Here is a 22922-nt window from a genome sequence, read left to right on the forward strand (position 1 = left end):
GCGTCGCATCCGACACCCGAACCACGAGGCGAAAAATGATTAACGTACAAAACGTCAGTAAAACCTTCATCCTGCACCAGCAAAACGGCGTGCGCCTGCCCGTCCTCAATCGCGCCTCGCTCACCGTCAACGCGGGCGAATGCGTGGTGCTCCACGGCCATTCCGGCAGCGGCAAATCAACTCTGCTACGCTCGCTGTACGCCAACTATCTACCCGACGAAGGTCAAATCCAGATCAAACACGGTGACGAGTGGGTAGACCTGGTCACCGCGCCAGCGCGCAAAGTGGTGGAAATCCGCAAAACCACCGTCGGCTGGGTGAGCCAGTTTCTGCGCGTCATCCCGCGTATCTCAGCACTGGAAGTGGTGATGCAGCCGCTGCTCGATACCGGCGTTCCGCGTGAAGCCTGCGCCGCTAAAGCCGCGCGTCTTCTCACCCGCCTGAACGTGCCGGAACGCCTGTGGCACCTGGCACCATCGACATTTTCCGGTGGCGAACAGCAGCGCGTCAACATCGCCCGCGGCTTTATCGTCGACTACCCCATTCTGCTGCTTGACGAACCTACCGCCTCGCTGGACGCCAAAAACAGCGCCGCGGTGGTGGAACTGATTCGCGAAGCCAAAACCCGTGGCGCAGCCATCGTAGGCATCTTCCATGACGAAGCTGTACGTAATGACGTCGCCGACCGCCTGCACCCAATGGGAGCCTCTTCATGATTATCAATAACGTTAAGCTGGTGCTGGAAAACGAGGTGGTGCACGGTTCGCTGGAGGTGCAGGATGGCGAAATCCGCGCCTTTGCCGAAAGCCAGAGCCGCCTGCCAGAAGCGATGGACGGCGAAGGTGGCTGGCTACTACCCGGCCTGATTGAGCTGCATACCGACAACCTCGATAAATTCTTCACCCCGCGCCCGAAAGTCGACTGGCCCGCCCATTCGGCGATGAGCAGCCACGACGCGCTGATGGTGGCGAGCGGCATCACCACCGTACTGGATGCCGTAGCAATTGGCGACGTGCGCGACGGCGGCGATCGGCTGGAAAATCTGGAGAAGATGATCAACGCCATCGAAGAGACGCAGAAACGCGGCGTCAACCGCGCCGAGCACCGCCTGCATCTGCGCTGCGAACTGCCGCATCACACTACGCTGCCGCTGTTTGAAAAACTGGTGCAGCGCGAGCCGGTGACGCTGGTGTCGCTGATGGATCACTCGCCGGGCCAGCGCCAGTTCGCCAACCGCGAGAAGTATCGCGAGTATTATCAGGGCAAATACTCGCTCACCGATGCGCAGATGCAGCAGTACGAAGAAGAGCAACTGGCGCTCGCCGCACGCTGGTCGCAGCCGAATCGCGAAACTATCGCCGCCCTGTGCCGCGTAAGACAAATTGCCCTCGCCAGCCACGATGACGCCACGCACGCCCACGTTGCCGAATCCCACCAGCTTGGCAGCGTGATCGCCGAATTTCCCACTACGTTCGAAGCAGCGGAAGCCTCGCGCAAGCATGGCATGAACGTGCTGATGGGCGCGCCAAATATCGTGCGTGGCGGTTCGCACTCCGGCAACGTGGCGGCCAGTGAACTGGCGCAGCTTGGCCTGCTGGATATCCTCTCTTCCGACTACTACCCCGCCAGCCTGCTGGATGCGGCGTTCCGCGTCGCCGATGACGAGAGCAACCGCTTTACGCTGCCGCAGGCGGTGAAGCTGGTGACCAAAAATCCGGCGCAAGCGCTTAATCTCCAGGATCGCGGGGTGATTGGCGAGGGTAAACGCGCCGACCTGGTGCTGGCGCATCGCAAGGGCAACCACATTCATATCGACCACGTCTGGCGTCAGGGTAAAAGGGTGTTCTGATGATGGGAAAACTGATTTGGTTAATGGGGCCGTCCGGCTCCGGGAAAGATAGCCTGCTGGCGGAACTCCGCCTGCGGGAACAAACTCAGCTACTGGTGGCGCATCGCTACATCACGCGCGACGCCAGCGCTGGAAGCGAAAACCATATCGCCCTGAGCGAGCAGGAGTTTTTTACCCGCGCGGGGCAAAATCTGCTGGCCTTAAGCTGGCACGCTAACGGTCTGTATTATGGCGTCGGCGTCGAGATTGACCTCTGGCTGCACGCTGGATTCGACGTGCTGGTCAACGGCTCACGCGCCCATCTGCCGCAGGCGCGGGCGCGCTATCAATCGGCGCTGCTGCCCATTTGCTTACAGGTTTCGCCAGAGATCCTGCGCCAGCGCCTGGAAAACCGTGGCCGCGAAAACGCCAGTGAAATTAACGCCCGGCTGGCGCGCGCCGCCCGCTATACTCCACAGGATTGCCATACGCTCAATAATGACGGCAGCCTGCGCCAGTCGGTCGACACGCTGCTGACGCTAATCCATCAGAAGGAGAAACACCATGCCTGCTTGTGAGCTTCGCCCGGCCACGCAGTACGACACCGACGCGGTTTACGCGTTGATTTGCGAGCTAAAACAGGCGGAGTTTGACCACCACGCGTTTCGCGTGGGCTTTAACGCCAACCTGCGCGACCCGAACATGCGCTACCATCTGGCGCTGCTGGATGGCGAAGTTGTCGGTATGATCGGCCTGCATTTGCAGTTTCATCTGCATCATGTCAACTGGATCGGCGAAATTCAGGAGTTGGTGGTAATGCCGCAGGCGCGCGGTCTGAACGTCGGCAGTAAGTTACTGGCGTGGGCAGAAGAAGAAGCCCGCCAGGCCGGGGCCGAAATGACCGAACTTTCGACCAACGTGAAGCGCCACGACGCGCACCGTTTCTATCTGCGAGAAGGCTACGAGCAGAGTCACTTCCGCTTCACCAAGGCGCTGTAACATGAGTCTGACCCTCACGCTCACCGGCACCGGCGGCGCACAGGGCGTTCCGGCATGGGGCTGCGAGTGCGCGGCCTGCGACCGAGCGCGGCGCTCACCGCAGTATCGCCGCCAGCCATGCAGCGGCGTAGTGAAGTTTAACGACGCAATCACCCTGATCGACGCCGGGCTGCACGATCTCGCCGATCGCTGGTCGCCCGGATCGTTCCAGCAGTTTTTGCTGACGCATTATCATATGGATCACGTCCAGGGGCTGTTTCCGCTGCGCTGGGGCGTTGGCGATCCGATCCCGGTTTACGGCCCGCCGGATGACCAGGGTTGCGACGATCTGTTTAAACATCCGGGCCTGCTTGATTTCAGCCACACAGTGGAACCGTTTGTGGTATTTGATTTGCAGGGGTTGCAGGTCACGCCGCTGCCGCTTAACCACTCAAAACTGACCTTCGGTTATCTGCTGGAAACGGCACATAGCCGGGTGGCGTGGCTATCTGACACCGCTGGCCTGCCGGAAAAAACACAGAAATTTTTACTCAATAATCATCCGCAGGTGATGGTGATTGATTGCAGCCACCCGCCGCGCGAGGATGCGCCGCGTAATCACTGTGATTTAAATACCGTGCTTGCGCTCAATCAGGTTATCCACTCGCCACGGGTGATTCTGACCCATATCAGCCACCAGTTTGATGCGTGGCTGATGGAGAATGCGCTGCCGCCGGGTTTTGAGGCGGGGTTTGATGGGATGGAGATTGGGGTGGCGTGATGAGAGGGAATGTGCGCGCTGGCCCCCTCACCCTAACCCTCTCCCCAGAGGGGCGAGGGGACCGATTGTGCTCGATATTGAATATTGCGCTGGTTTTCTCCCTCTCCCCATTGGGGTGAGGGGCGATGCCTGCTCCATACCCAACCTCATCGCCCATACTCATCTTCCATTCTCCGCTCTTCATCTTCTAGCTGCCGACGCTCCTGATCAAGCTGGCGCTGGCGATCGTCCAGCTGCCTGCGGCGATCTTCAAACTGGCGGCGGCGGTCGTCATATTGTCTGCGCCGATCGTCGCTCACTTCACGCTGCCAGCCGTCGTCGCGCGAATCTTCATAGTCTCGCCCACGGTCAGGGTTATAAGCGTCGTTAATCGCCTGCTGAATATTGCCAATGGTGTCGTCGATAATATCGGCCTGGGCCGGAACGGTGGACAGCGTGAGCAGGGTGAATAAAAGAAATAGCGGAAAGCGTTTCATTAGCCAACCTCAAAAAGAAACTCTATCCACATTAGTCATTACTCATCCATGCAAGTAGTGGATGAATCTCAATTTCTCCACTGCTCTATTGCCGTAATCGCCTCCACGCGTTGTTGATGACGACCGCCTTCGTACTGTGCGCCCAGCCACGCATCCACAATCATTTTTGCCAGTTCGAGGCCAACCACTCGTGAACCAAAAGCCAGCACGTTGGTGTCGTTATGCTGCCGCGAAAGTTGCGCGGAATAAGGTTCGCTACAGACGACCGCGCGAATTCCGGCAAACTTGTTCGCCGCTATCGAAATACCGACGCCAGTACCACAAATCAAAATCCCGCCATCAACCTCTCCGCCAGCAACAGCCAGTGCGACTTGACTGGCGTAATGTGGATAATCAGTACGCTCTGACGACCAGGTTCCTTTATCAATCACTTCAACGCCACGCTCAACTAAATGTGCCACTATTTCATGTTTTAAAATGAAACCGACATGATCACAGCCAAATGCAATCTTTTTCATTCATCTTCCCCGTCCGTGCAAAACTTCACAATCAAAAAACATTTGTGATGTTAATGAATTAAAAACACCCAAAATCGATGAATTACGCCTTCCTGATCTGTTTTACAGAGTTACATCTGACAGCGCAATAGCGTTAAAGACACTCACCATCCAGCAACATCTATCATCTAAAAAACCAGAAAAACAAATAACATCATGTTTTTAAACTAATTAAATGAAATAAAATTTTAAGCCACTCGCCATTGTTCACAATAAAATAAACTTTATAAATTTTATTTTTTTGTGAAGTCGCCAGCATCTTTTCTGTTCTTGCTGTGGTGATATAGTGGCGTCTTCAATTCAAGGACAAGAGAACGTGATGAGCCAGTCAGAGTTTGATTCAGCGCTTCCGAACGGTATAGGGTTAGCGCCTTACCTGCGAATGAAGCAGGAAGGAATGACAGAAAATGAAAGCCGCATCGTAGAGTGGTTACTCAAACCCGGTAACCTGAGTTGTGCACCCGCAATTAAAGATGTCGCAGAAGCTCTGGCGGTATCTGAAGCGATGATAGTTAAGGTATCAAAGCTGCTGGGGTTTAGCGGCTTTCGTAACTTACGCAGTGCGCTGGAAGATTATTTTTCTCAGTCAGAACAGGTATTGCCTTCCGAGTTGGCTTTTGATGAAGCGCCGCAGGATGTGGTGAATAAGGTATTTAACATCACTTTACGCACCATTATGGAAGGTCAGTCGATCGTCAACGTTGATGAGATCCACCGTGCCGCCCGCTTTTTCTATCAGGCCAGACAGCGGGATTTGTACGGTGCCGGAGGATCAAATGCTATCTGTGCTGATGTACAGCACAAGTTCTTGCGCATTGGCGTACGCTGTCAGGCCTATCCTGATGCTCACATCATGATGATGTCCGCTTCGTTGTTACAGGAAGGAGATGTTGTGCTGGTAGTGACCCATTCCGGGCGAACCAGTGATGTAAAAGCGGCCGTAGAACTGGCAAAAAAGAACGGGGCAAAGATTATTTGTATAACCCATAGCTACCATTCACCGATAGCGAAACTGGCCGATTATATTATTTGCTCACCAGCCCCGGAAACGCCGTTATTAGGTCGTAATGCCTCGGCAAGAATATTACAACTAACTTTGCTGGACGCTTTTTTTGTCTCTGTCGCCCAGCTCAACATTGAACAAGCTAATATTAATATGCAAAAAACCGGCGCAATTGTTGATTTCTTCTCACCAGGCGCGCTGAAATAAGAAAAAGGTAATTCCGCCATCGCGGAGTTACCTGTCCCCTTACCGTGAGAACATTATTATGAATAAATATCTGAAATATTTCAGCGGCACACTCGTGGGCTTAATGTTGTCAACCAGCGCTTTTGCTGCCGCCGAATATGCTGTCGTATTGAAAACCCTCTCCAACCCATTTTGGGTAGATATGAAAAAAGGCATTGAAGATGAAGCAAAAACACTGGGCGTCAGCGTTGATATTTTTGCCTCTCCTTCAGAAGGCGATTTTCAATCTCAATTGCAGTTATTTGAAGATCTCAGTAATAAAAATTACAAAGGTATCGCCTTCGCTCCATTATCCTCAGTGAATCTGGTCATGCCTGTCGCCCGCGCATGGAAAAAAGGCATTTATCTGGTTAATCTCGATGAAAAAATCGACATGGATAATCTGAAAAAAGCTGGCGGCAATGTGGAAGCTTTTGTCACCACCGATAACGTTGCTGTCGGGGCGAAAGGCGCGTCGTTCATTATTGACAAATTGGGCGCTGAAGGTGGTGAAGTCGCAATCATTGAGGGTAAAGCCGGTAACGCCTCCGGTGAAGCGCGTCGTAATGGTGCCACCGAAGCCTTCAAAAAAGCAAGCCAGATCAAGCTTGTCGCCAGCCAGCCCGCTGACTGGGACCGCATTAAAGCACTGGATGTCGCCACTAACGTGTTGCAACGTAATCCGAATATTAAAGCGATCTATTGCGCGAATGACACGATGGCAATGGGTGTTGCTCAGGCAGTCGCAAACGCCGGAAAAACGGGCAAAATATTGGTCGTCGGTACAGATGGAATTCCGGAAGCCCGCAAAATGGTGGAAGCCGGACAAATGACCGCGACGGTTGCGCAGAACCCGGCAGATATTGGCGCAACGGGTCTGAAGCTGATGGTTAACGCTGAGAAATCCGGCAAGGTTATCCCGCTGGATAAAGCACCGGAATTTAAACTGGTCGATTCAATCCTGGTCACTCAATAAAACTGAATGATGCCGGATGATGATGCTAATGAAGTGTCTTATCCGGCCAACAAAATAACCTGAACGTAGACCTGATAAATGTAGCCATCAGGCAATAATACGATATTTCGTGCAGAGAGGTTATTTATGGCCACGCCATATATATCGATGGCGGGGATCGGCAAGTCCTTTGGTCCGGTTCACGCATTAAAGTCGGTTAATTTAACGGTTTATCCTGGTGAAATACATGCATTACTAGGAGAAAATGGCGCGGGTAAATCCACGCTAATGAAGGTTTTATCCGGAATACATGAGCCGACCAAAGGCACCATTACCATTAATAACATTAGCTATAACAAGCTGGATCATAAATTAGCGGCACAACTCGGTATCGGGATTATTTATCAGGAACTCAGCGTTATTGATGAATTAACCGTACTGGAAAATTTATATATTGGTCGTCATCTGACGAAAAAAATCTGTGGCGTCAATATTATCGACTGGCGAGAAATGCGTGTCCGCGCCGCCATGATGTTATTACGCGTGGGCTTGAAAGTTGATTTAGATGAGAAAGTGGCGAATCTATCTATCAGCCACAAGCAGATGCTGGAAATTGCCAAAACGCTGATGCTCGATGCCAAAGTCATCATCATGGATGAACCCACCTCCTCACTCACCAATAAAGAGGTGGACTATCTGTTTCTGATCATGAATCAGTTGCGTAAAGAGGGTACGGCCATCGTCTATATCTCGCATAAGTTGGCGGAAATTCGCCGTATTTGCGACCGCTATACGGTGATGAAAGACGGCAGCAGCGTTTGCAGCGGCATGGTAAGCGATGTGTCAAATGACGATATCGTCCGTCTGATGGTAGGCCGCGAACTGCAAAACCGTTTTAACGCGATGAAGGAGAATGTCAGCAACCTTGTGCACGATACGGTTTTTGAGGTGCGCAACGTCACCAGCCGTGACAGAAAAAAGGTCCGGGATATCTCATTTAGCGTCTGCCGGGGAGAAATATTAGGCTTTGCCGGGCTGGTCGGTTCCGGACGTACTGAACTGATGAATTGTCTGTTTGGCGTTGATAAACGCGCTGGCGGAGAAATCCGTCTTAATGGCAAAGATATCTCTCCACGTTCCCCCCTGGATGCAGTGAAAAAAGGGATGGCTTACATCACTGAAAGCCGCCGGGATAACGGTTTTTTTCCCAACTTTTCCATCGCTCAGAACATGGCGATCAGCCGCAGTCTGAAAGACGGCGGCTATAAAGGCGCGATGGGCTTGTTTCATGAAGTTGACGAGCAACGTACCGCTGAAAATCAACGCGAACTGCTGGCGCTGAAATGTCATTCGGTAAACCAGAATATCACCGAACTCTCCGGGGGAAATCAGCAGAAAGTCCTGATCTCCAAATGGCTGTGCTGTTGCCCGGAAGTGATTATTTTCGATGAACCTACCCGCGGCATCGACGTTGGCGCGAAAGCCGAAATTTACAAAGTGATGCGCCAACTGGCGGACGACGGAAAAGTCATCCTGATGGTGTCATCTGAACTACCTGAAATTATCACCGTCTGCGACCGCATCGCCGTGTTCTGCGAAGGACGACTGACGCAAATCCTGACGAATCGCGATGACATGAGCGAAGAGGAGATTATGGCATGGGCTTTACCACAAGAGTAAAAAGCGAAGCGAGCGAGAAGAAACCGTTCAACTTTGCGCTGTTCTGGGATAAATACGGCACCTTTTTTATCCTGGCGATCATCGTCGCCATTTTTGGTTCGCTGTCGCCAGAATATTTTCTGACCACCAATAATATTACCCAGATTTTTGTTCAAAGCTCCGTGACGGTATTGATCGGCATGGGCGAGTTTTTCGCTATCCTGGTCGCTGGTATCGACCTCTCGGTTGGCGCGATTCTGGCGCTTTCCGGTATGGTGACCGCCAAACTGATGTTGGCAGGTGTTGACCCGTTTCTCGCAGCGATGATTGGCGGTGTACTGGTTGGCGGCGCACTGGGGGCGATCAACGGCTGCCTGGTCAACTGGACGGGGCTACACCCGTTCATCATCACCCTTGGCACCAACGCGATTTTCCGTGGGATCACGCTGGTGATCTCCGATGCCAACTCGGTATACGGCTTCTCCTTTGACTTCGTGAACTTCTTTGCCGCCAGCGTAATTGGGATACCTGTCCCCGTTATCTTCTCGCTAATTGTCGCGCTCATCCTTTGGTTTCTGACAACGCGTATGCGGCTCGGGCGCAACATCTACGCACTGGGCGGCAACAAAAATTCGGCGTTCTATTCCGGGATTGACGTGAAATTCCACATCCTGGTGGTGTTTATCATCTCCGGTGTTTGTGCAGGTCTGGCAGGCGTCGTCTCAACTGCACGACTCGGTGCCGCAGAACCGCTTGCCGGTATGGGTTTTGAAACCTATGCCATTGCCAGCGCCATCATTGGCGGCACCAGTTTCTTCGGCGGCAAGGGGCGCATTTTCTCTGTGGTGATTGGCGGGTTGATCATCGGCACCATCAACAACGGTCTGAATATTTTGCAGGTACAAACCTATTACCAACTGGTGGTGATGGGCGGATTAATTATCGCGGCTGTCGCCCTTGACCGTCTTATCAGTAAGTAAGGAATTGAACATGAAAATCTCCCCCTCGTTAATGTGTATGGATCTGCTGAAATTTAAAGAACAGATCGAATTTATCGACAGCCATGCCGATTACTTTCACATCGATATCATGGATGGTCACTTTGTCCCCAATCTGACACTCTCACCGTTCTTCGTAAGTCAGGTTAAAAAACTGGCAACTAAACCGCTCGACTGTCATCTGATGGTGACGCGGCCGCAGGATTACATTGCTCAACTGGCGCGTGCGGGAGCTGATTTCATCACTTTGCATCCGGAAACTATCAACGGTCAGGCGTTCCGCCTGATTGATGAAATCCGCTGTCATGACATGAAAGTGGGGCTGATCCTTAACCCGGAGACACCAGTTGAGGCCATGAAATACTATATCCATAAGGCCGATAAAATTACGGTCATGACTGTCGATCCCGGCTTTGCCGGACAACCGTTCATTCCTGAAATGCTGGATAAACTTGCCGAACTGAAGGCATGGCGTGAACGAGAAGGTCTGGAGTACGAAATTGAGGTGGACGGTTCCTGCAACCAGGCAACTTACGAAAAACTGATGGCGGCAGGGGCGGATGTCTTTATCGTCGGCACTTCCGGCCTGTTTAATCATGCGGAAAATATCGACGAAGCATGGAGAATTATGACCACGCAGATTCTGGCTGCAAAAAGCGAGGTACAGCCTCATGCAAAAACAGCATAACGTCGTAGCGGGCGTGGATATGGGGGCAACGCATATCCGCTTTTGTCTGCGGACAGCAGAAGGTGAAACGCTACACTGCGAAAAAAAGCGGACCGCAGAAGTCATTGCTCCCGGCCTGGTGTCGGGTATCGGCGAAATGATTGACGAGCAACTCAGGCGCTTTAACGCTCGCTGTCATGGTCTGGTGATGGGATTTCCGGCGCTGGTCAGTAAAGATAAACGCACCATAATTTCTACGCCTAACCTGCCGTTAACAGCGGCGGATTTATATGATCTCGCCGATAAGCTCGAAAATACGCTGAATTGTCCGGTTGAGTTTTCCCGCGACGTTAACCTGCAACTCTCCTGGGACGTAGTAGAAAACCGCCTTACGCAACAACTGGTTCTGGCGGCCTATCTCGGTACGGGGATGGGGTTCGCAGTGTGGATGAACGGTGCGCCGTGGACGGGTGCACACGGTGTGGCAGGCGAACTGGGTCATATCCCCCTGGGAGATATGACCCAACACTGCGCGTGTGGCAATCCTGGGTGCCTGGAAACCAATTGCTCTGGAATGGCGCTAAGACGCTGGTACGAACAACAGCCCCGAAATTACCCATTGAGCGACCTTTTCGTCCATGCGGAAAACGCCCCTTTCGTCCAGAGTCTGCTTGAAAACGCGGCACGGGCCATTGCCACCAGCATTAATCTGTTCGATCCCGATGCGGTGATTCTGGGCGGTGGCGTGATGGATATGCCCGCCTTCCCACGCGAGACTCTCATTGCCATGATCCAAAAGTACCTGCGCCGTCCACTGCCGCATCAGGTCGTGCGCTTTATTGCCGCCTCATCTTCTGACTTTAATGGCGCTCAGGGTGCAGCAATATTGGCGCATCAACATTTTTTGCCACAGTCCTGTGCTAAAGCCCCATGAGTAAAGCGTTGGCACAGTAGCGCAATGTCCCGCTGTGCCAACGACAGGTACAATATATATAATAAACACATAAAACGGCTCATATTATTTTCTGCAATGATAGTTTTACTGTAACTTTTCCTCTTCAGCACAAATGCCTAATAAAATGGATCGTTCAGCTCACACTTCCACTTATTAAAGTCGCAAATTCCCAATTATGATAACCCCAGCTTTAAATGACGTATTTTGCATGGATTACATATTTACGACATAAATGATAAATGGAGATTTATATGAATAACTCTCGGTTATTCCGTTTGAGCAGAATTATTATTGCGTTAACTGCCGCCAGCGGCATGATGGTAAATACCGCTTACGCAACAGATGAAGCGAAAGCCGCCACTCAATATACCCAACAGGTTAATCAGAATTACGCCAAATCATTACCGTTTAGCGATCGTCAGGATTTTGACGACGCTCAGCGTGGATTTATCGCTCCGCTGCTGGATGAAGGTATTCTGCGCGATGCTAATGGCAAACCATATTATCGCGGGGAAGATTATAAATTTGATATCAATGCGCCCGCGCCCGAAACCGTTAACCCTAGCCTGTGGCGTCAGTCGCAGTTAAACGGTATTTCCGGCCTGTTTAAAGTCACCGACAGAATGTACCAGGTTCGCGGTCAGGATATCTCCAACATCACCTTTATCGAAGGTGATACCGGGATTATTGTCATCGACCCGCTGGTGACGCCACCGAGCGCAAAAGCCGCCCTTGACCTTTACTTCCAAAATCGCCCGCAAAAACCGATTGTTGCGGTTATTTATACCCACAGCCATACCGACCACTATGGCGGCGTGAAAGGCATTATCTCTGAAGCCGATGTGAAATCCGGTAAAGTGCAGGTTATCGCCCCTGCTGGCTTTATGGACGAAGCCATCAGCGAAAACGTACTGGCGGGTAATATTATGAGCCGCCGTGCACTTTACTCCTACGGCCTGCTGCTGGCGCATAACCCTCAGGGTAACATCGGCAATGGTCTTGGCGTAACGCTGGCATCGGGCTACCCGAGCATCATCGCACCGAACAAAACCATCACCAAAACCGGTGAGAAGATGATTATCGACGGCCTGGAGTTTGACTTCCTGATGACCCCAGGTAGCGAAGCACCAGCCGAAATGCACTTCTATATTCCGGCCCTGAAAGCGCTGTGTACCGCCGAGAACGCCACGCATACCCTGCACAACTTCTACACTCTACGCGGCGCGAAAACCCGCGACACCAGCAAGTGGACCGAGTATCTGAACGAAACGCTGGATATGTGGGGTAACGACGCGGAAGTCCTGTTTATGCCGCACACCTGGCCGGTCTGGGGCAATAAGCATATCAATGATTATATTGGTAAATATCGCGATACTATCAAGTACATTCACGACCAGACCCTGCACCTGGCGAACCAGGGCTACACCATGAATGAAATCGGCGACATGATTAAACTGCCGCCTGCACTTGCCAATAACTGGGCCAGCCGTGGCTATTACGGTTCTGTCAGCCACAACGCCCGCGCGGTGTATAACTTCTATCTTGGCTATTACGACGGTAACCCGGCTAACCTGCATCCGTATGGTCAGGTGGAGATGGGTAAACGTTACGTGCAGGCGCTGGGCGGTTCTGCCCGTGTCATCAACCTGGCGCAAGAAGCGAACAAGCAAGGTGATTACCGCTGGTCGGCAGAACTGCTGAAACAGGTGATTGCCGCCAACCCGGGTGACCAGGTCGCGAAGAATCTGCAAGCGAATAACTTTGAACAGCTGGGCTATCAGGCCGAGTCCGCCACCTGGCGCGGTTTCTACCTGACCGGCGCGAAAGAGCTGCGCGAAGGGGTGCATAAGTTCAGCCACGGCACCACCGGTTCCCCGGACACCATTCGCGGGATGTCGGTCGAAATGCTGTTCGACTTTATGTCCGTTCGCCTCGATAGCGCGAAAGCCGCGGGTAAAAATATCAGCCTGAACTTCAATATGAGCAATGGCGATAACCTCAACCTGACGCTGAACGATAGCGTGCTTAACTACCGTAAAACACTGCAATCCCAAGCTGACGCCTCTTTCTACATCAGCCGTGAAGATCTGCACGCCGTGCTGACCGGGCAAGCCAAAATGGCGGATCTGGTAAAAGCGAAGAAAGCCAAAATTATTGGCAATGGCGCGAAACTGGAAGAAATTATCGCCTGTCTGGATAATTTCGATTTGTGGGTGAATATCGTAACCCCAAATTAATGTCACTCGCTTTTGGGGGCGCTGAAGCCCCCAAAAGCATTTATTTTAAAAATATATACAGCCAATTAATAAATAAAATATATAAGTTATGAATGCGGTGGCTGAATAAAGCTATTTTTATTCATCGAGAAAATAGCCATACTGACGCCTTCAATGGATATTGATATTCACTACAGATATTGTTCGCAGCAGACAGGATGTATTTAATATGCCAACAGTTCTCTCTCGCATGGCGATGCAACTCAAAAAAACAGCCTGGATAATTCCCGTCTTCATGGTTTCGGGATGCTCATTATCTCCGGCAATCCCGGTGATCGGTGCTTATTATCCCAGCTGGTTTTTCTGCGCCATTGCCAGCCTTATTTTGATGCTCATCACGAGGCGAGTTATTCAGCGGGCAAATATCAATCTGGCATTTGTCGGAATTATTTATACCGCCCTTTTTGCTCTCTACGCCATGCTGTTCTGGCTGGCATTTTTCTAATCTATTTGAGACGCGCTCATGGAAAGTACGCCGAAAAAAGCTCCTCGCAGTAAATTCCCTGCTCTGTTAGTGGTTGCATTGGCGCTGGTTGCCCTTGTTTTCGTTATCTGGCGCGTAGACAGTGCGCCATCAACTAATGACGCTTACGCGTCAGCAGATACCATTGATGTGGTGCCGGAAGTCAGCGGCCGCATTGTAGAACTGGCGGTCACCGACAACCAGGCAGTCAAACAGGGCGATTTGCTGTTCCGCATTGACCCGCGCCCGTACGAAGCCAATCTGGCGAAAGCTGAAGCCTCCCTCGCGGCGCTGGATAAGCAAATTATGCTCACCCAGCGTAGCGTTGATGCGCAACAGTTTGGTGCCGACTCGATTAATGCCACGGTAGAAAAAGCCCGTGCCGCCGCGAAACAGGCCACAGATACATTACGCCGCACCGAGCCATTACTGAAAGAGGGTTTTGTCTCAGCGGAAGACGTTGACCGTGCAAGAACTGCGCAGCGCGCCGCAGAAGCCGATCTTAATGCCGTATTGTTACAGGCGCAGTCAGCCGCCAGCGCCGTCAGCGGCGTCGATGCGCTGGTGGCGCAACGTGCGGCGGTCGAAGCGGATATTGCCCTGACCAAACTTCATCTGGAAATGGCGACCGTTCGCGCGCCGTTTGATGGCCGGGTCATTTCCCTCAAAACCTCCGTCGGGCAATTTGCTTCTGCCATGCGCCCTATTTTTACCCTAATCGACACTCGTCACTGGTACGTGATCGCCAACTTCCGCGAAACCGATCTGAAAAATATTCGCTCAGGTACACCCGCAACGATTCGCCTGATGAGTGACAGCGGCAAAACCTTCGAGGGTAAAGTGGATTCGATTGGCTACGGCGTGCTACCGGATGACGGCGGCCTGGTGCTGGGCGGCCTGCCGAAAGTTTCTCGCTCTATTAACTGGGTCCGCGTTGCCCAGCGTTTTCCGGTCAAAATCATGGTCGATAAACCTGACCCGGAAATGTTCCGCATCGGCGCTTCGGCAGTCGCTAATCTTGAGCCGCAATAATGAGCGCGCTCAACTCCCTGCCATTACCGGTGGTCAGGCTGCTGGCGTTCTTTCATGAAGAGTTAAGCGAGCGGCGACCCGGCCGCGTGCCGCAGATCGTGCAACTCTGGGTAGGCTGCCTGCTGGTGATTCTGATCTCGATGACTTTTGAGATCCCTTTTGTGGCGTTATCGCTGGCAGTGCTGTTTTACGGTATTCAGTCGAACGCGTTTTACACCAAATTTGTCGCGATCTTGTTTGTGGTTGCCACGGTGCTGGAGATCGGCAGCCTGTTTTTGATCTACAAATGGTCATACGGCGAACCGTTGATCCGATTGATCATCGCCGGGCCGATCCTGATGGGCTGTATGTTTTTGATGCGCACCCATCGGCTGGGACTGGTCTTTTTCGCTGTCGCCATTGTCGCCATTTACGGGCAAACCTTCCCCGCCATGCTCGACTATCCGGAAGTGGTCGTGCGCTTAACGCTGTGGTGTATCGTTGTTGGCCTCTATCCAACCTTGCTGATGACGTTAATCGGCGTGCTGTGGTTTCCCAGTCGTGCCATTACGCAAATGCATCAAGCGCTTAATGATCGGCTTGATGATGCCATTAGTCACCTGACGGACAGCCTCGCACCGCTACCCGAAACGCGGATTGAAAGAGAGGCGCTGGCGCTGCAAAAACTGAATGTCTTTTGTCTCGCGGACGATGCCAACTGGCGAACTCAAAGCGCATGGTGGCAAAGCTGCGTGGCAACGGTAACCTACATTTACTCGACGCTGAATCGCTACGATCCCACCTCTTTTGCTGATTCTCAGGCAATTATTGAATTTCGGCAAAAATTAGCCTCAGAAATCAATAAGCTGCAGCATGCCGTTGCTGAAGGTCAGTGCTGGCAAAGCGACTGGCGGATCACTGAAAGTGAAGCGATGGCGGCACGGGAATGTAACCTGGAGAATATCTGCCAGACGTTGTTACAACTGGGTCAGATGGACCCGAATACGCCGCCAACGCCCGCCGCCAAACCGCCATCAATGGTCGCCGATGCTTTTACCAATCCAGACTATATGCGCTACGCGGTAAAAACACTGCTCGCCTGTTTGATCTGTTACACCTTCTACAGCGGCGTGGACTGGGAAGGCATTCACACCTGTATGCTGACATGCGTGATCGTCGCTAACCCAAATGTCGGTTCGTCGTACCAGAAGATGGTGCTGCGTTTTGGCGGGGCCTTTTGCGGCGCGATTCTGGCGCTGTTATTCACGCTACTGGTCATGCCCTGGCTGGACAATATTGTCGAATTGCTGTTTGTGCTGGCACCGATTTTCCTGTTGGGCGCATGGATTGCCACCAGCTCTGAACGCTCTTCTTATATCGGCACACAGATGGTGGTCACCTTCGCGCTCGCCACGCTCGAAAACGTTTTTGGCCCGGTGTACGACCTGGTGGAAATTCGCGATCGCGCCATGGGTATCATCATTGGTTCCGTGGTGTCCGCGGTGATTTACACCTTTGTCTGGCCTGAAAGTGAAGCGCGCACACTGCCGCAAAAACTGGCTGGCACGCTGGGTATGTTAAGTAAAGTAATGCGGATCCCACGCCAGCAGGAAGTCACGGCTCTGCGCACTTATCTGCAAATTCGTATCGGTCTGCATGCGGCGTTTAATGCCTGTGAAGAGATGTGCCAACGCGTGGCGCTGGAGCGTCAACTGGACAGCGAAGAACGCGCCTTACTGATTGAACGTTCGCAAACGGTTATTCGTCAGGGCCGCGATATTCTTCACGCCTGGGATGCCACCTGGAACTCGGCGCAGGCGCTGGATAACGCACTACAGCCGGACAGAGCAGCTCAGTTTGCCGACGCCCTGGAGAAATACGCTGCCGGTCTGGCAACCGCACTCAGCCGTTCTCCTCAAATAACGCTTGAAGAGACACCCGCCTCGCAGGCCATCCTGCCCACCTTATTAAAACAGGAGCAACACGTCTGCCAGCTTTTCGCCCGCTTGCCAGACTGGACAGCCCCGGCATTAACGCCCGCCACGGAACAGGCACAAGGAGCCACGCAATGATCAATCGTCAACTTTCACGTCTGCTGTTGTGCAGCATTCTCGGCAGCACGACGCTGATTTCCGGCTGTGCCCTGGTACGTAAGGATTCTGCACCTCATCAACAGCTCAAACCGGAACAAATCAAACTGGCCGACGATATTCATCTTGCCAGCTCCGGCTGGCCGCAGGCGCAGTGGTGGAAACAACTCAATGACCCGCAGCTGGATGCGCTGATCCAACGGACGCTAAGTGGTTCACACACCCTCGCCGAAGCGAAACTGCGGGAAGAAAAAGCGCAGTCCCAGGCCGATTTGTTAGATGCCGGTTCACAATTACAGGTCGCAGCGTTAGGGATGCTCAACCGCCAACGCGTCTCGGCGAACGGCTTTTTAAGCCCTTATGCGATGGATGCGCCCGCACTGGGTATGGACGGGCCGTACTATACGGAAGCCACAGTAGGTTTGTTTGCCGGACTGGATCTTGATTTGTGGGGTGTGCATCGCTCAGCGGTTGCCGCCGCCATTGGCGCGCATAATGCCGCGCTGGCAGAAACCGCAGCAGTAGAGCTATCGCTGACCACGGGCGTAGCGCAGCTTTATTACAGTATGCAGGCCAGCTATCAGATGCTCGATCTGTTAGAACAAACTCGCGATGTGATTGATTACGCGGTGAAAGCGCACCAGAGTAAAGTGGCGCACGGTCTGGAAGCACAAGTGCCTTTCCACGGCGCGCGGGCACAGATTCTGGCGGTCGATAAACAAATTGCTGCCGTCAAAGGGCAAATCACCGAAACGCGAGAATCTCTGCGTGCATTGATTGGCGCGGGGGCCAGCGATATGCCGGAGATCAAACCGGTGGCATTACCACGAGTCCAGACCGGCATTCCGGCGACACTCTCTTATGAGTTGCTCGCCAGACGCCCGGATCTGCAAGCCATGCGCTGGTATGTTCAGGCGTCATTAGATCAGGTGGATTCCGCGCGGGCGCTGTTCTACCCGAGCTTTGATATCAAAGCGTTTTTCGGCCTTGATGCCATCCACCTGGATACCTTATTCAAAAAAACCAGTCGCCAGTTCAACTTCATCCCGGGTCTGAAATTGCCGCTGTTTGACGGTGGACGGTTGAATGCCAATCTCGAAGGCACGCGCGCCGCCAGCAACATGATGATTGAACGTTACAACCAGTCAGTACTGAACGCGGTGCGTGACGTTGCCGTCAACGGCACGCGTCTGCAAACGCTCAACGACGAGCGAGAAATGCAGGCTGAACGCGTGGAAGCAACGCGCTTCACCCAGCGCGCTGCCGAGGCCGCCTATCAGCGCGGCTTAACCAGCCGCTTACAGGCCACTGAAGCCCGGTTGCCAGTACTTGCCGAAGAGATGTCATTACTGATGCTGGACAGCCGCCGGGTGATCCAAAGCATTCAGTTGATGAAATCGCTGGGCGGCGGGTATCAGGCGGCTCCCGTCGTCGAGAAAAAATAAAATGTCTGCCGCGTGATGGCTGTCACGCGGTATTTCGTTTCGTCACGTCAAAACTGACGACAGCCTGTTTTTCGTCAGAGTTTTGAATAAATAGTGCCCGTAATATCAGGGAATGACCCCAAATAAAATGTGGCATAAAAGATGCATACTGTAGTCGAGAGCGCGTATGCGTGATTTGATTAACTGGAGCGAGACCGATGAAAAAAGTCGTCACGGTTTGCCCCTATTGCGCATCAGGTTGCAAAATCAACCTGGTCGTCGATAACGGCAAAATCGTCCGGGCGGAGGCAGCGCAGGGGAAAACCAACCAGGGTACCCTGTGTCTGAAGGGTTATTATGGCTGGGATTTCATTAACGATACCCAGATCCTGACCCCGCGCCTGAAAACCCCCATGATCCGTCGCCAGCGTGGCGGCAAACTCGAACCTGTTTCCTGGGATGAGGCACTGAATTACGTTGCCGAGCGCCTGAGCGCCATCAAAGAGAAGTACGGTCCGGATGCCATCCAGACGACCGGCTCCTCGCGTGGTACGGGTAACGAAACCAACTATGTAATGCAAAAATTTGCGCGCGCCGTTATTGGTACCAATAACGTTGACTGCTGCGCTCGTGTCTGACACGGCCCATCGGTTGCAGGTCTGCACCAATCGGTCGGTAATGGCGCAATGAGCAATGCTATTAACGAAATTGATAATACCGATTTAGTGTTCGTTTTCGGGTACAACCCGGCGGATTCCCACCCAATCGTGGCGAATCACGTAATTAACGCTAAACGTAACGGGGCGAAAATTATCGTCTGCGATCCGCGCAAAATTGAAACCGCGCGCATTGCTGACATGCACATTGCACTGAAAAACGGCTCGAACATCGCGCTGTTGAATGCGATGGGCCATGTCATTATTGAAGAAAATCTGTACGACAAAGCGTTCGTCGCTTCCCGTACAGAAGGCTTTGAAGAGTATCGTAAAATCGTTGAAGGCTACACGCCGGAGTCGGTTGAAGATATCACCGGCGTCAGCGCCAGTGAGATTCGTCAGGCGGCACGGATGTATGCCCAGGCGAAAAGCGCCGCCATCCTGTGGGGCATGGGTGTAACCCAGTTCTACCAGGGCGTGGAAACCGTGCGTTCTCTGACCAGCCTCGCGATGCTGACCGGTAACCTCGGTAAGCCGCATGCGGGTGTAAACCCGGTTCGTGGTCAGAACAACGTGCAGGGTGCCTGCGATATGGGCGCGCTGCCGGATACGTATCCGGGATACCAGTACGTGAAAGATCCGGCTAACCGCGAGAAATTCGCCAAAGCCTGGGGCGTGGAAAGCCTGCCTGCTCATACCGGTTATCGCATCAGCGAGCTGCCGCACCGCGCAGCGCATGGCGAAGTGCGTGCCGCGTACATTATGGGCGAAGATCCGCTGCAAACTGACGCGGAGCTGTCGGCAGTACGTAAAGCCTTTGAAGATCTGGAACTGGTTATCGTTCAGGACATCTTTATGACCAAAACCGCGTCGGCGGCGGATGTTATTTTACCGTCAACGTCGTGGGGCGAGCATGAAGGCGTGTTTACTGCGGCTGACCGTGGCTTCCAGCGTTTCTTCAAAGCAGTTGAACCGAAATGGGATCTGAAAACGGACTGGCAAATCATCAGTGAAATCGCCACCCGTATGGGTTATCCGATGCACTACAACAACACCCAGGAGATCTGGGATGAGTTGCGTCATCTGTGCCCGGATTTCTACGGTGCGACTTACGAGAAAATGGGCGAACTGGGCTTCATTCAGTGGCCTTGCCGCGATACTTCAGATGCCGATCAGGGGACTTCTTATCTGTTTAAAGAGAAGTTTGATACCCCGAACGGTCTGGCGCAGTTCTTCACCTGCGACTGGGTAGCGCCAATCGACAAACTCACCGACGAGTACCCGATGGTACTGTCAACGGTGCGTGAAGTTGGTCACTACTCTTGCCGTTCGATGACCGGTAACTGTGCGGCACTGGCGGCGCTGGCTGATGAACCTGGCTACGCACAAATCAATACCGAAGACGCCAAACGTCTGGGTATTGAAGATGAGGCATTGGTTTGGGTGCACTCGCGTAAAGGCAAAATTATCACCCGTGCGCAGGTCAGCGATCGTCCGAACAAAGGGGCGATTTACATGACCTACCAGTGGTGGATTGGTGCCTGTAACGAGCTGGTTACCGAAAACTTAAGCCCGATTACGAAAACGCCGGAATACAAATACTGCGCCGTGCGCGTCGAGCCGATCGCCGATCAGCGCGCCGCCGAGCAGTACGTGATTGACGAGTACAACAAGTTGAAAACTCGCCTGCGCGAAGCGGCACTGGCGTAATACAGTCCTTTCTACAGCCTCCTTTCGGAGGCTGTTTTTTTATCCATTCGAACTCTTTATACTGGTTACTCCCTACCCAATCGTATTATCAAAATGAAAAAAATTATCGCATTGATGTTGTTTTTGACATTCTTTGCCCACGCGAACGACTCCGAGCCTGGCAGCCAGTATTTAAAGGCAGCAGAGGCCGGGGACCGACGCGCACAATATTTTCTTGCCGACAGCTGGTTTAGCTCCGGCGATTTGAGCAAAGCCGAATATTGGGCACAGAAAGCCGCCGACAGCGGTGATGCTGATGCCTGCGCGCTGCTGGCGCAGATCAAAATCACCAATCCGGTCAGTCTGGACTATCCACAAGCAAAAGTTCTTGCAGAGAAAGCGGCGCAAGCGGGCAGTAAAGAAGGTGAAGTAACGCTGGCGCATATTCTGGTAAATACTCAAGCGGGTAAACCGGATTATCCAAAGGCGATTTCGCTGTTAGAAAACGCCTCGGAAGATCTGGAGAACGACTCTGCCGTCGATGCCCAAATGCTGCTTGGTTTGATTTACGCCAACGGCGTGGGCATTAAGGCCGACGATGACAAGGCAACCTGGTATTTCAAACGCAGCTCTGCAATTTCCCGAACCGGTTATTCCGAGTACTGGGCGGGAATGATGTTCTTAAACGGTGAGGAAGGTTTTATCGAGAAGAACAAACAAAAGGCGCTGCACTGGTTGAACCTGAGCTGTATGGAAGGGTTTGATACCGGGTGTGAAGAGTTTGAAAAATTAACCAACGGTTAAGGTAGGCCTGATAAGACGCACCAGCGTCGCATCAGGCATCCACACATTGCCGGGTGGATAACCCCGGCAATCTTCAATTATTGATCCGCAGTTTTATCAAATTTGCCCAGCACTTCACGCTCATAAGCCAGCGCCTTTTTGCGGTCAAATTTGTGTTCCCACTTGGCAATCACCAGCACCGCCAGCGCATTACCCACCACGTTCAGCGCAGTACGCGCCATGTCGAGGATACGGTCAACACCAGCAATAAACGCCAGGCCTTCCAGCGGAATACCTACGCTACCCAGCGTTGCCAGCAACACCACAAACGACACGCCCGGCACGCCAGCAATCCCTTTCGAGGTCACCATCAGCGTCAGCACCAGAATGATTTCCTGCCAGATGGACAGGTCAATGCCATACAGCTGAGCGATGAAAATAGCGGCAATACTTTGATACAGCGTCGAACCATCAAGGTTAAAAGAGTAACCGGTCGGCACCACGAAGCTGGTGATCGACGCCGGTGCTCCGTAGGCTTCCATCTTCTCAATAATTCGCGGCAGTACGCTTTCAGAGCTGGCAGTGGAGTACGCCAGAATCAGCTCATCTTTCAGAATACGAATCAGGATCCAGACGCTTAACCCGCACAGGCGCGCCACAATTCCCAGCACTACCAGCGCGAAGAACAGAATGGCGAAATGCACCAGCAGCACCAGTTTCGCCAGTGGCCACAGAGAAGAGAAACCAAAGTTAGCCACCGTCACCGCAATCAGCGCAAACACACCCACCGGTGCATAACGCATCACCATGTGAGTCACTTTAAACATGGTTTCAGAGATGGAGCGGAACACGGTCACCAGCGGTTCACGATGCGTCGCGGGCAGGGAGGAAAGCCCCAGACCAAACAGCACCGAGAAGAAGATGATCGGCAGCATTTCGCCTTTCGCCATCGACGCCACAATGTTCGTCGGCACCAGCGACAAAATCGTGCCCATAATGCCGTGGGAACTGCTTTGTACCGCTTCCGTAGTGCTCTGATATTTCGAGATATCGACGGTCGCCAGCTGCGACATATCCACCCCGGCACCGGGCTGGAAGACGTTCGCCAGAGTGATCCCCAAAATGATAGCGATGGTGGTGATCACCTCGAAGTAGATAATGGTTTTCGCGCCAATACGCCCGAGCTGTTTGGCATCACCAACACCCGCGATACCCACCACCAGCGTGGAGATCACAATCGGCACAACAATCATTTTAATCAGATGGATGAAGATATCACCCGCCGGAGAGAGCAAATTGACGACCAGCCAGTCGCGGCTGTCGCTATGGTAGTGCAGGTAGCTTCCCAGGAGAATGCCCAGCACCATAGCAAACAGAATCTGCCAGGCCAGGCTGAATTTTATATTTTTCATCAGAATAACTTCCTCAATGGAGCGCCGTTCCCCGTT

General features: G+C 52.8%; 21 protein-coding genes. 18 read left to right on the plus strand and 3 right to left on the minus strand.

Features of this window, described 5'->3' with window-relative positions; genetic code table 11:
* Positions 1-35: 35 nt before the first annotated feature.
* From phnL to phnP, 5 genes are read left to right on the plus strand one after another with little or no spacing between them, the layout of a single operon-like run.
* Positions 36-716 (plus strand): phosphonate C-P lyase system protein PhnL, encoded by a 681-nt coding sequence (gene phnL, locus HGD79_RS13560; RefSeq protein ID WP_000611405.1) that lies wholly within the window; start codon positions 36-38, stop codon positions 714-716.
* On the plus strand, positions 713-1849 hold the full coding sequence (gene phnM / locus HGD79_RS13565) for an alpha-D-ribose 1-methylphosphonate 5-triphosphate diphosphatase (RefSeq protein ID WP_000586289.1): 1137 nt from the start codon (positions 713-715) through the stop codon (positions 1847-1849). Before phnL ends, phnM begins: the two co-directional genes overlap by 4 nt.
* Positions 1849-2406 (plus strand): ribose 1,5-bisphosphokinase, encoded by a 558-nt coding sequence (gene phnN / locus HGD79_RS13570; RefSeq protein WP_000971883.1) that lies wholly within the window; start codon positions 1849-1851, stop codon positions 2404-2406. Before phnM ends, phnN begins: the two co-directional genes overlap by 1 nt.
* Positions 2393-2827 carry an aminoalkylphosphonate N-acetyltransferase gene (gene phnO, locus HGD79_RS13575; RefSeq protein WP_001110490.1) on the plus strand — a complete coding sequence of 145 codons (435 nt, stop codon included), beginning with the start codon at positions 2393-2395 and terminating at the stop codon, positions 2825-2827. The genes phnN and phnO overlap by 14 nt, the downstream gene beginning before the upstream one ends.
* A 1-nt stretch (position 2828) precedes the next feature.
* Positions 2829-3587: a phosphonate metabolism protein PhnP gene (gene phnP, locus HGD79_RS13580; RefSeq protein WP_000059938.1), complete on the plus strand. Its 759-nt coding sequence runs from the start codon at positions 2829-2831 to the stop codon at positions 3585-3587.
* Between the two features lie 146 nt (positions 3588-3733).
* Here phnP and yjdP read toward each other — a convergent pair whose 3' ends face one another.
* Together yjdP and rpiB are read right to left on the minus strand one after the other, a co-directional pair.
* Complete coding sequence (gene yjdP, locus HGD79_RS13585) at positions 3734-4063, minus strand: DDRRRQL repeat protein YjdP (RefSeq protein WP_000819746.1); 330 nt, start codon at positions 4061-4063, stop codon at positions 3734-3736.
* Positions 4064-4131: 68 nt separating this feature from the next.
* Positions 4132-4581 (minus strand): bifunctional allose-6-phosphate isomerase/ribose-5-phosphate isomerase RpiB, encoded by a 450-nt coding sequence (gene rpiB / locus HGD79_RS13590; protein WP_000716795.1) that lies wholly within the window; start codon positions 4579-4581, stop codon positions 4132-4134.
* A 358-nt stretch (positions 4582-4939) separates the two neighbouring features.
* Between rpiB and alsR the strand changes: the two genes are divergently transcribed.
* The 13 genes from alsR to yjcO all read left to right on the plus strand — a co-directional run bounded on the left by alsR (position 4940) and on the right by yjcO (position 21495).
* Entirely contained in the window at positions 4940-5830 is an 891-nt protein-coding gene (alsR, locus tag HGD79_RS13595; protein WP_000083216.1) for a D-allose utilization transcriptional regulator AlsR, read from the plus strand.
* Positions 5831-5888: 58 nt separating this feature from the next.
* Entirely contained in the window at positions 5889-6824 is a 936-nt protein-coding gene (gene alsB / locus HGD79_RS13600) for a D-allose transporter substrate-binding protein (protein ID WP_001046186.1), read from the plus strand.
* A 126-nt stretch (positions 6825-6950) separates the two neighbouring features.
* On the plus strand, positions 6951-8483 hold the full coding sequence (gene alsA, locus HGD79_RS13605) for a D-allose ABC transporter ATP-binding protein AlsA (RefSeq protein ID WP_000235261.1): 1533 nt from the start codon (positions 6951-6953) through the stop codon (positions 8481-8483).
* The gene (gene alsC / locus HGD79_RS13610; RefSeq protein ID WP_000507106.1) at positions 8462-9442 is read left to right on the plus strand and encodes a D-allose ABC transporter permease; all 981 of its coding nucleotides are present in this window, start codon (positions 8462-8464) and stop codon (positions 9440-9442) included. Before alsA ends, alsC begins: the two co-directional genes overlap by 22 nt.
* A 10-nt stretch (positions 9443-9452) precedes the next feature.
* The gene (alsE, locus tag HGD79_RS13615) at positions 9453-10148 is read left to right on the plus strand and encodes a D-allulose-6-phosphate 3-epimerase (protein ID WP_001297586.1); all 696 of its coding nucleotides are present in this window, start codon (positions 9453-9455) and stop codon (positions 10146-10148) included.
* On the plus strand, positions 10132-11061 hold the full coding sequence (alsK, locus tag HGD79_RS13620) for an allose kinase (protein WP_139496411.1): 930 nt from the start codon (positions 10132-10134) through the stop codon (positions 11059-11061). The genes alsE and alsK overlap by 17 nt, the downstream gene beginning before the upstream one ends.
* A 272-nt stretch (positions 11062-11333) precedes the next feature.
* Entirely contained in the window at positions 11334-13319 is a 1986-nt protein-coding gene (gene yjcS / locus HGD79_RS13625) for an alkyl sulfatase YjcS (protein WP_001300040.1), read from the plus strand.
* 208 nt (positions 13320-13527) lie between these two features.
* A complete protein-coding gene (locus tag HGD79_RS13630; RefSeq protein ID WP_001297587.1) occupies positions 13528-13803 on the plus strand; it encodes a YtcA family lipoprotein in 276 nt (91 codons plus the stop codon).
* Positions 13804-13821: 18 nt separating this feature from the next.
* Positions 13822-14853 (plus strand): multidrug efflux transporter periplasmic adaptor subunit MdtN, encoded by a 1032-nt coding sequence (mdtN, locus tag HGD79_RS13635; protein WP_000446354.1) that lies wholly within the window; start codon positions 13822-13824, stop codon positions 14851-14853.
* The gene (mdtO, locus tag HGD79_RS13640) at positions 14853-16904 is read left to right on the plus strand and encodes a multidrug efflux transporter permease subunit MdtO (RefSeq protein WP_168848421.1); all 2052 of its coding nucleotides are present in this window, start codon (positions 14853-14855) and stop codon (positions 16902-16904) included. Before mdtN ends, mdtO begins: the two co-directional genes overlap by 1 nt.
* Positions 16901-18367 carry a multidrug efflux transporter outer membrane subunit MdtP gene (mdtP, locus tag HGD79_RS13645; protein WP_000610574.1) on the plus strand — a complete coding sequence of 489 codons (1467 nt, stop codon included), beginning with the start codon at positions 16901-16903 and terminating at the stop codon, positions 18365-18367. Before mdtO ends, mdtP begins: the two co-directional genes overlap by 4 nt.
* Before the next feature lie 197 nt (positions 18368-18564).
* On the plus strand, positions 18565-20712 hold the full coding sequence (gene fdhF, locus HGD79_RS13650; RefSeq protein ID WP_001300547.1) for a formate dehydrogenase subunit alpha: 2148 nt from the start codon (positions 18565-18567) through the stop codon (positions 20710-20712).
* A 93-nt stretch (positions 20713-20805) separates the two neighbouring features.
* Positions 20806-21495, plus strand: a complete 690-nt coding sequence (yjcO, locus tag HGD79_RS13655) for a Sel1 family TPR-like repeat protein YjcO (RefSeq protein ID WP_000719886.1) — start codon at positions 20806-20808, stop codon at positions 21493-21495.
* 77 nt (positions 21496-21572) lie between these two features.
* On the opposite strand, the gene gltP is transcribed toward yjcO, so the two are convergent.
* Positions 21573-22886, minus strand: a complete 1314-nt coding sequence (gene gltP / locus HGD79_RS13660) for a glutamate/aspartate:proton symporter GltP (protein WP_000789580.1) — start codon at positions 22884-22886, stop codon at positions 21573-21575.
* Between the last annotated feature and the right edge of the window lie 36 nt (positions 22887-22922).

The organism is Escherichia sp. SCLE84, from assembly GCF_012584495.1.
Classification (GTDB): Bacteria; Pseudomonadota; Gammaproteobacteria; order Enterobacterales; family Enterobacteriaceae; genus ECMA0423.

Coding starts and splice junctions, on each gene's coding strand:
- alsC (WP_000507106.1), top strand. CDS start 8,462: ATGGGCTTTACCACAAGAGTAAAAAGCGAAGCGAGCGAGAAGAAACCG.
- phnL (WP_000611405.1), top strand. CDS start 36: ATGATTAACGTACAAAACGTCAGTAAAACCTTCATCCTGCACCAGCAA.
- phnP (WP_000059938.1), top strand. CDS start 2,829: ATGAGTCTGACCCTCACGCTCACCGGCACCGGCGGCGCACAGGGCGTT.
- yjcS (WP_001300040.1), top strand. CDS start 11,334: ATGAATAACTCTCGGTTATTCCGTTTGAGCAGAATTATTATTGCGTTA.
- gltP (WP_000789580.1), bottom strand. CDS start 22,886: ATGAAAAATATAAAATTCAGCCTGGCCTGGCAGATTCTGTTTGCTATG.
- yjcO (WP_000719886.1), top strand. CDS start 20,806: ATGAAAAAAATTATCGCATTGATGTTGTTTTTGACATTCTTTGCCCAC.
- alsA (WP_000235261.1), top strand. CDS start 6,951: ATGGCCACGCCATATATATCGATGGCGGGGATCGGCAAGTCCTTTGGT.
- mdtO (WP_168848421.1), top strand. CDS start 14,853: ATGAGCGCGCTCAACTCCCTGCCATTACCGGTGGTCAGGCTGCTGGCG.
- mdtP (WP_000610574.1), top strand. CDS start 16,901: ATGATCAATCGTCAACTTTCACGTCTGCTGTTGTGCAGCATTCTCGGC.
- phnO (WP_001110490.1), top strand. CDS start 2,393: ATGCCTGCTTGTGAGCTTCGCCCGGCCACGCAGTACGACACCGACGCG.
- alsE (WP_001297586.1), top strand. CDS start 9,453: ATGAAAATCTCCCCCTCGTTAATGTGTATGGATCTGCTGAAATTTAAA.
- mdtN (WP_000446354.1), top strand. CDS start 13,822: ATGGAAAGTACGCCGAAAAAAGCTCCTCGCAGTAAATTCCCTGCTCTG.
- alsB (WP_001046186.1), top strand. CDS start 5,889: ATGAATAAATATCTGAAATATTTCAGCGGCACACTCGTGGGCTTAATG.
- alsK (WP_139496411.1), top strand. CDS start 10,132: ATGCAAAAACAGCATAACGTCGTAGCGGGCGTGGATATGGGGGCAACG.
- alsR (WP_000083216.1), top strand. CDS start 4,940: ATGAGCCAGTCAGAGTTTGATTCAGCGCTTCCGAACGGTATAGGGTTA.
- rpiB (WP_000716795.1), bottom strand. CDS start 4,581: ATGAAAAAGATTGCATTTGGCTGTGATCATGTCGGTTTCATTTTAAAA.
- yjdP (WP_000819746.1), bottom strand. CDS start 4,063: ATGAAACGCTTTCCGCTATTTCTTTTATTCACCCTGCTCACGCTGTCC.
- HGD79_RS13630 (WP_001297587.1), top strand. CDS start 13,528: ATGCCAACAGTTCTCTCTCGCATGGCGATGCAACTCAAAAAAACAGCC.
- phnN (WP_000971883.1), top strand. CDS start 1,849: ATGATGGGAAAACTGATTTGGTTAATGGGGCCGTCCGGCTCCGGGAAA.
- phnM (WP_000586289.1), top strand. CDS start 713: ATGATTATCAATAACGTTAAGCTGGTGCTGGAAAACGAGGTGGTGCAC.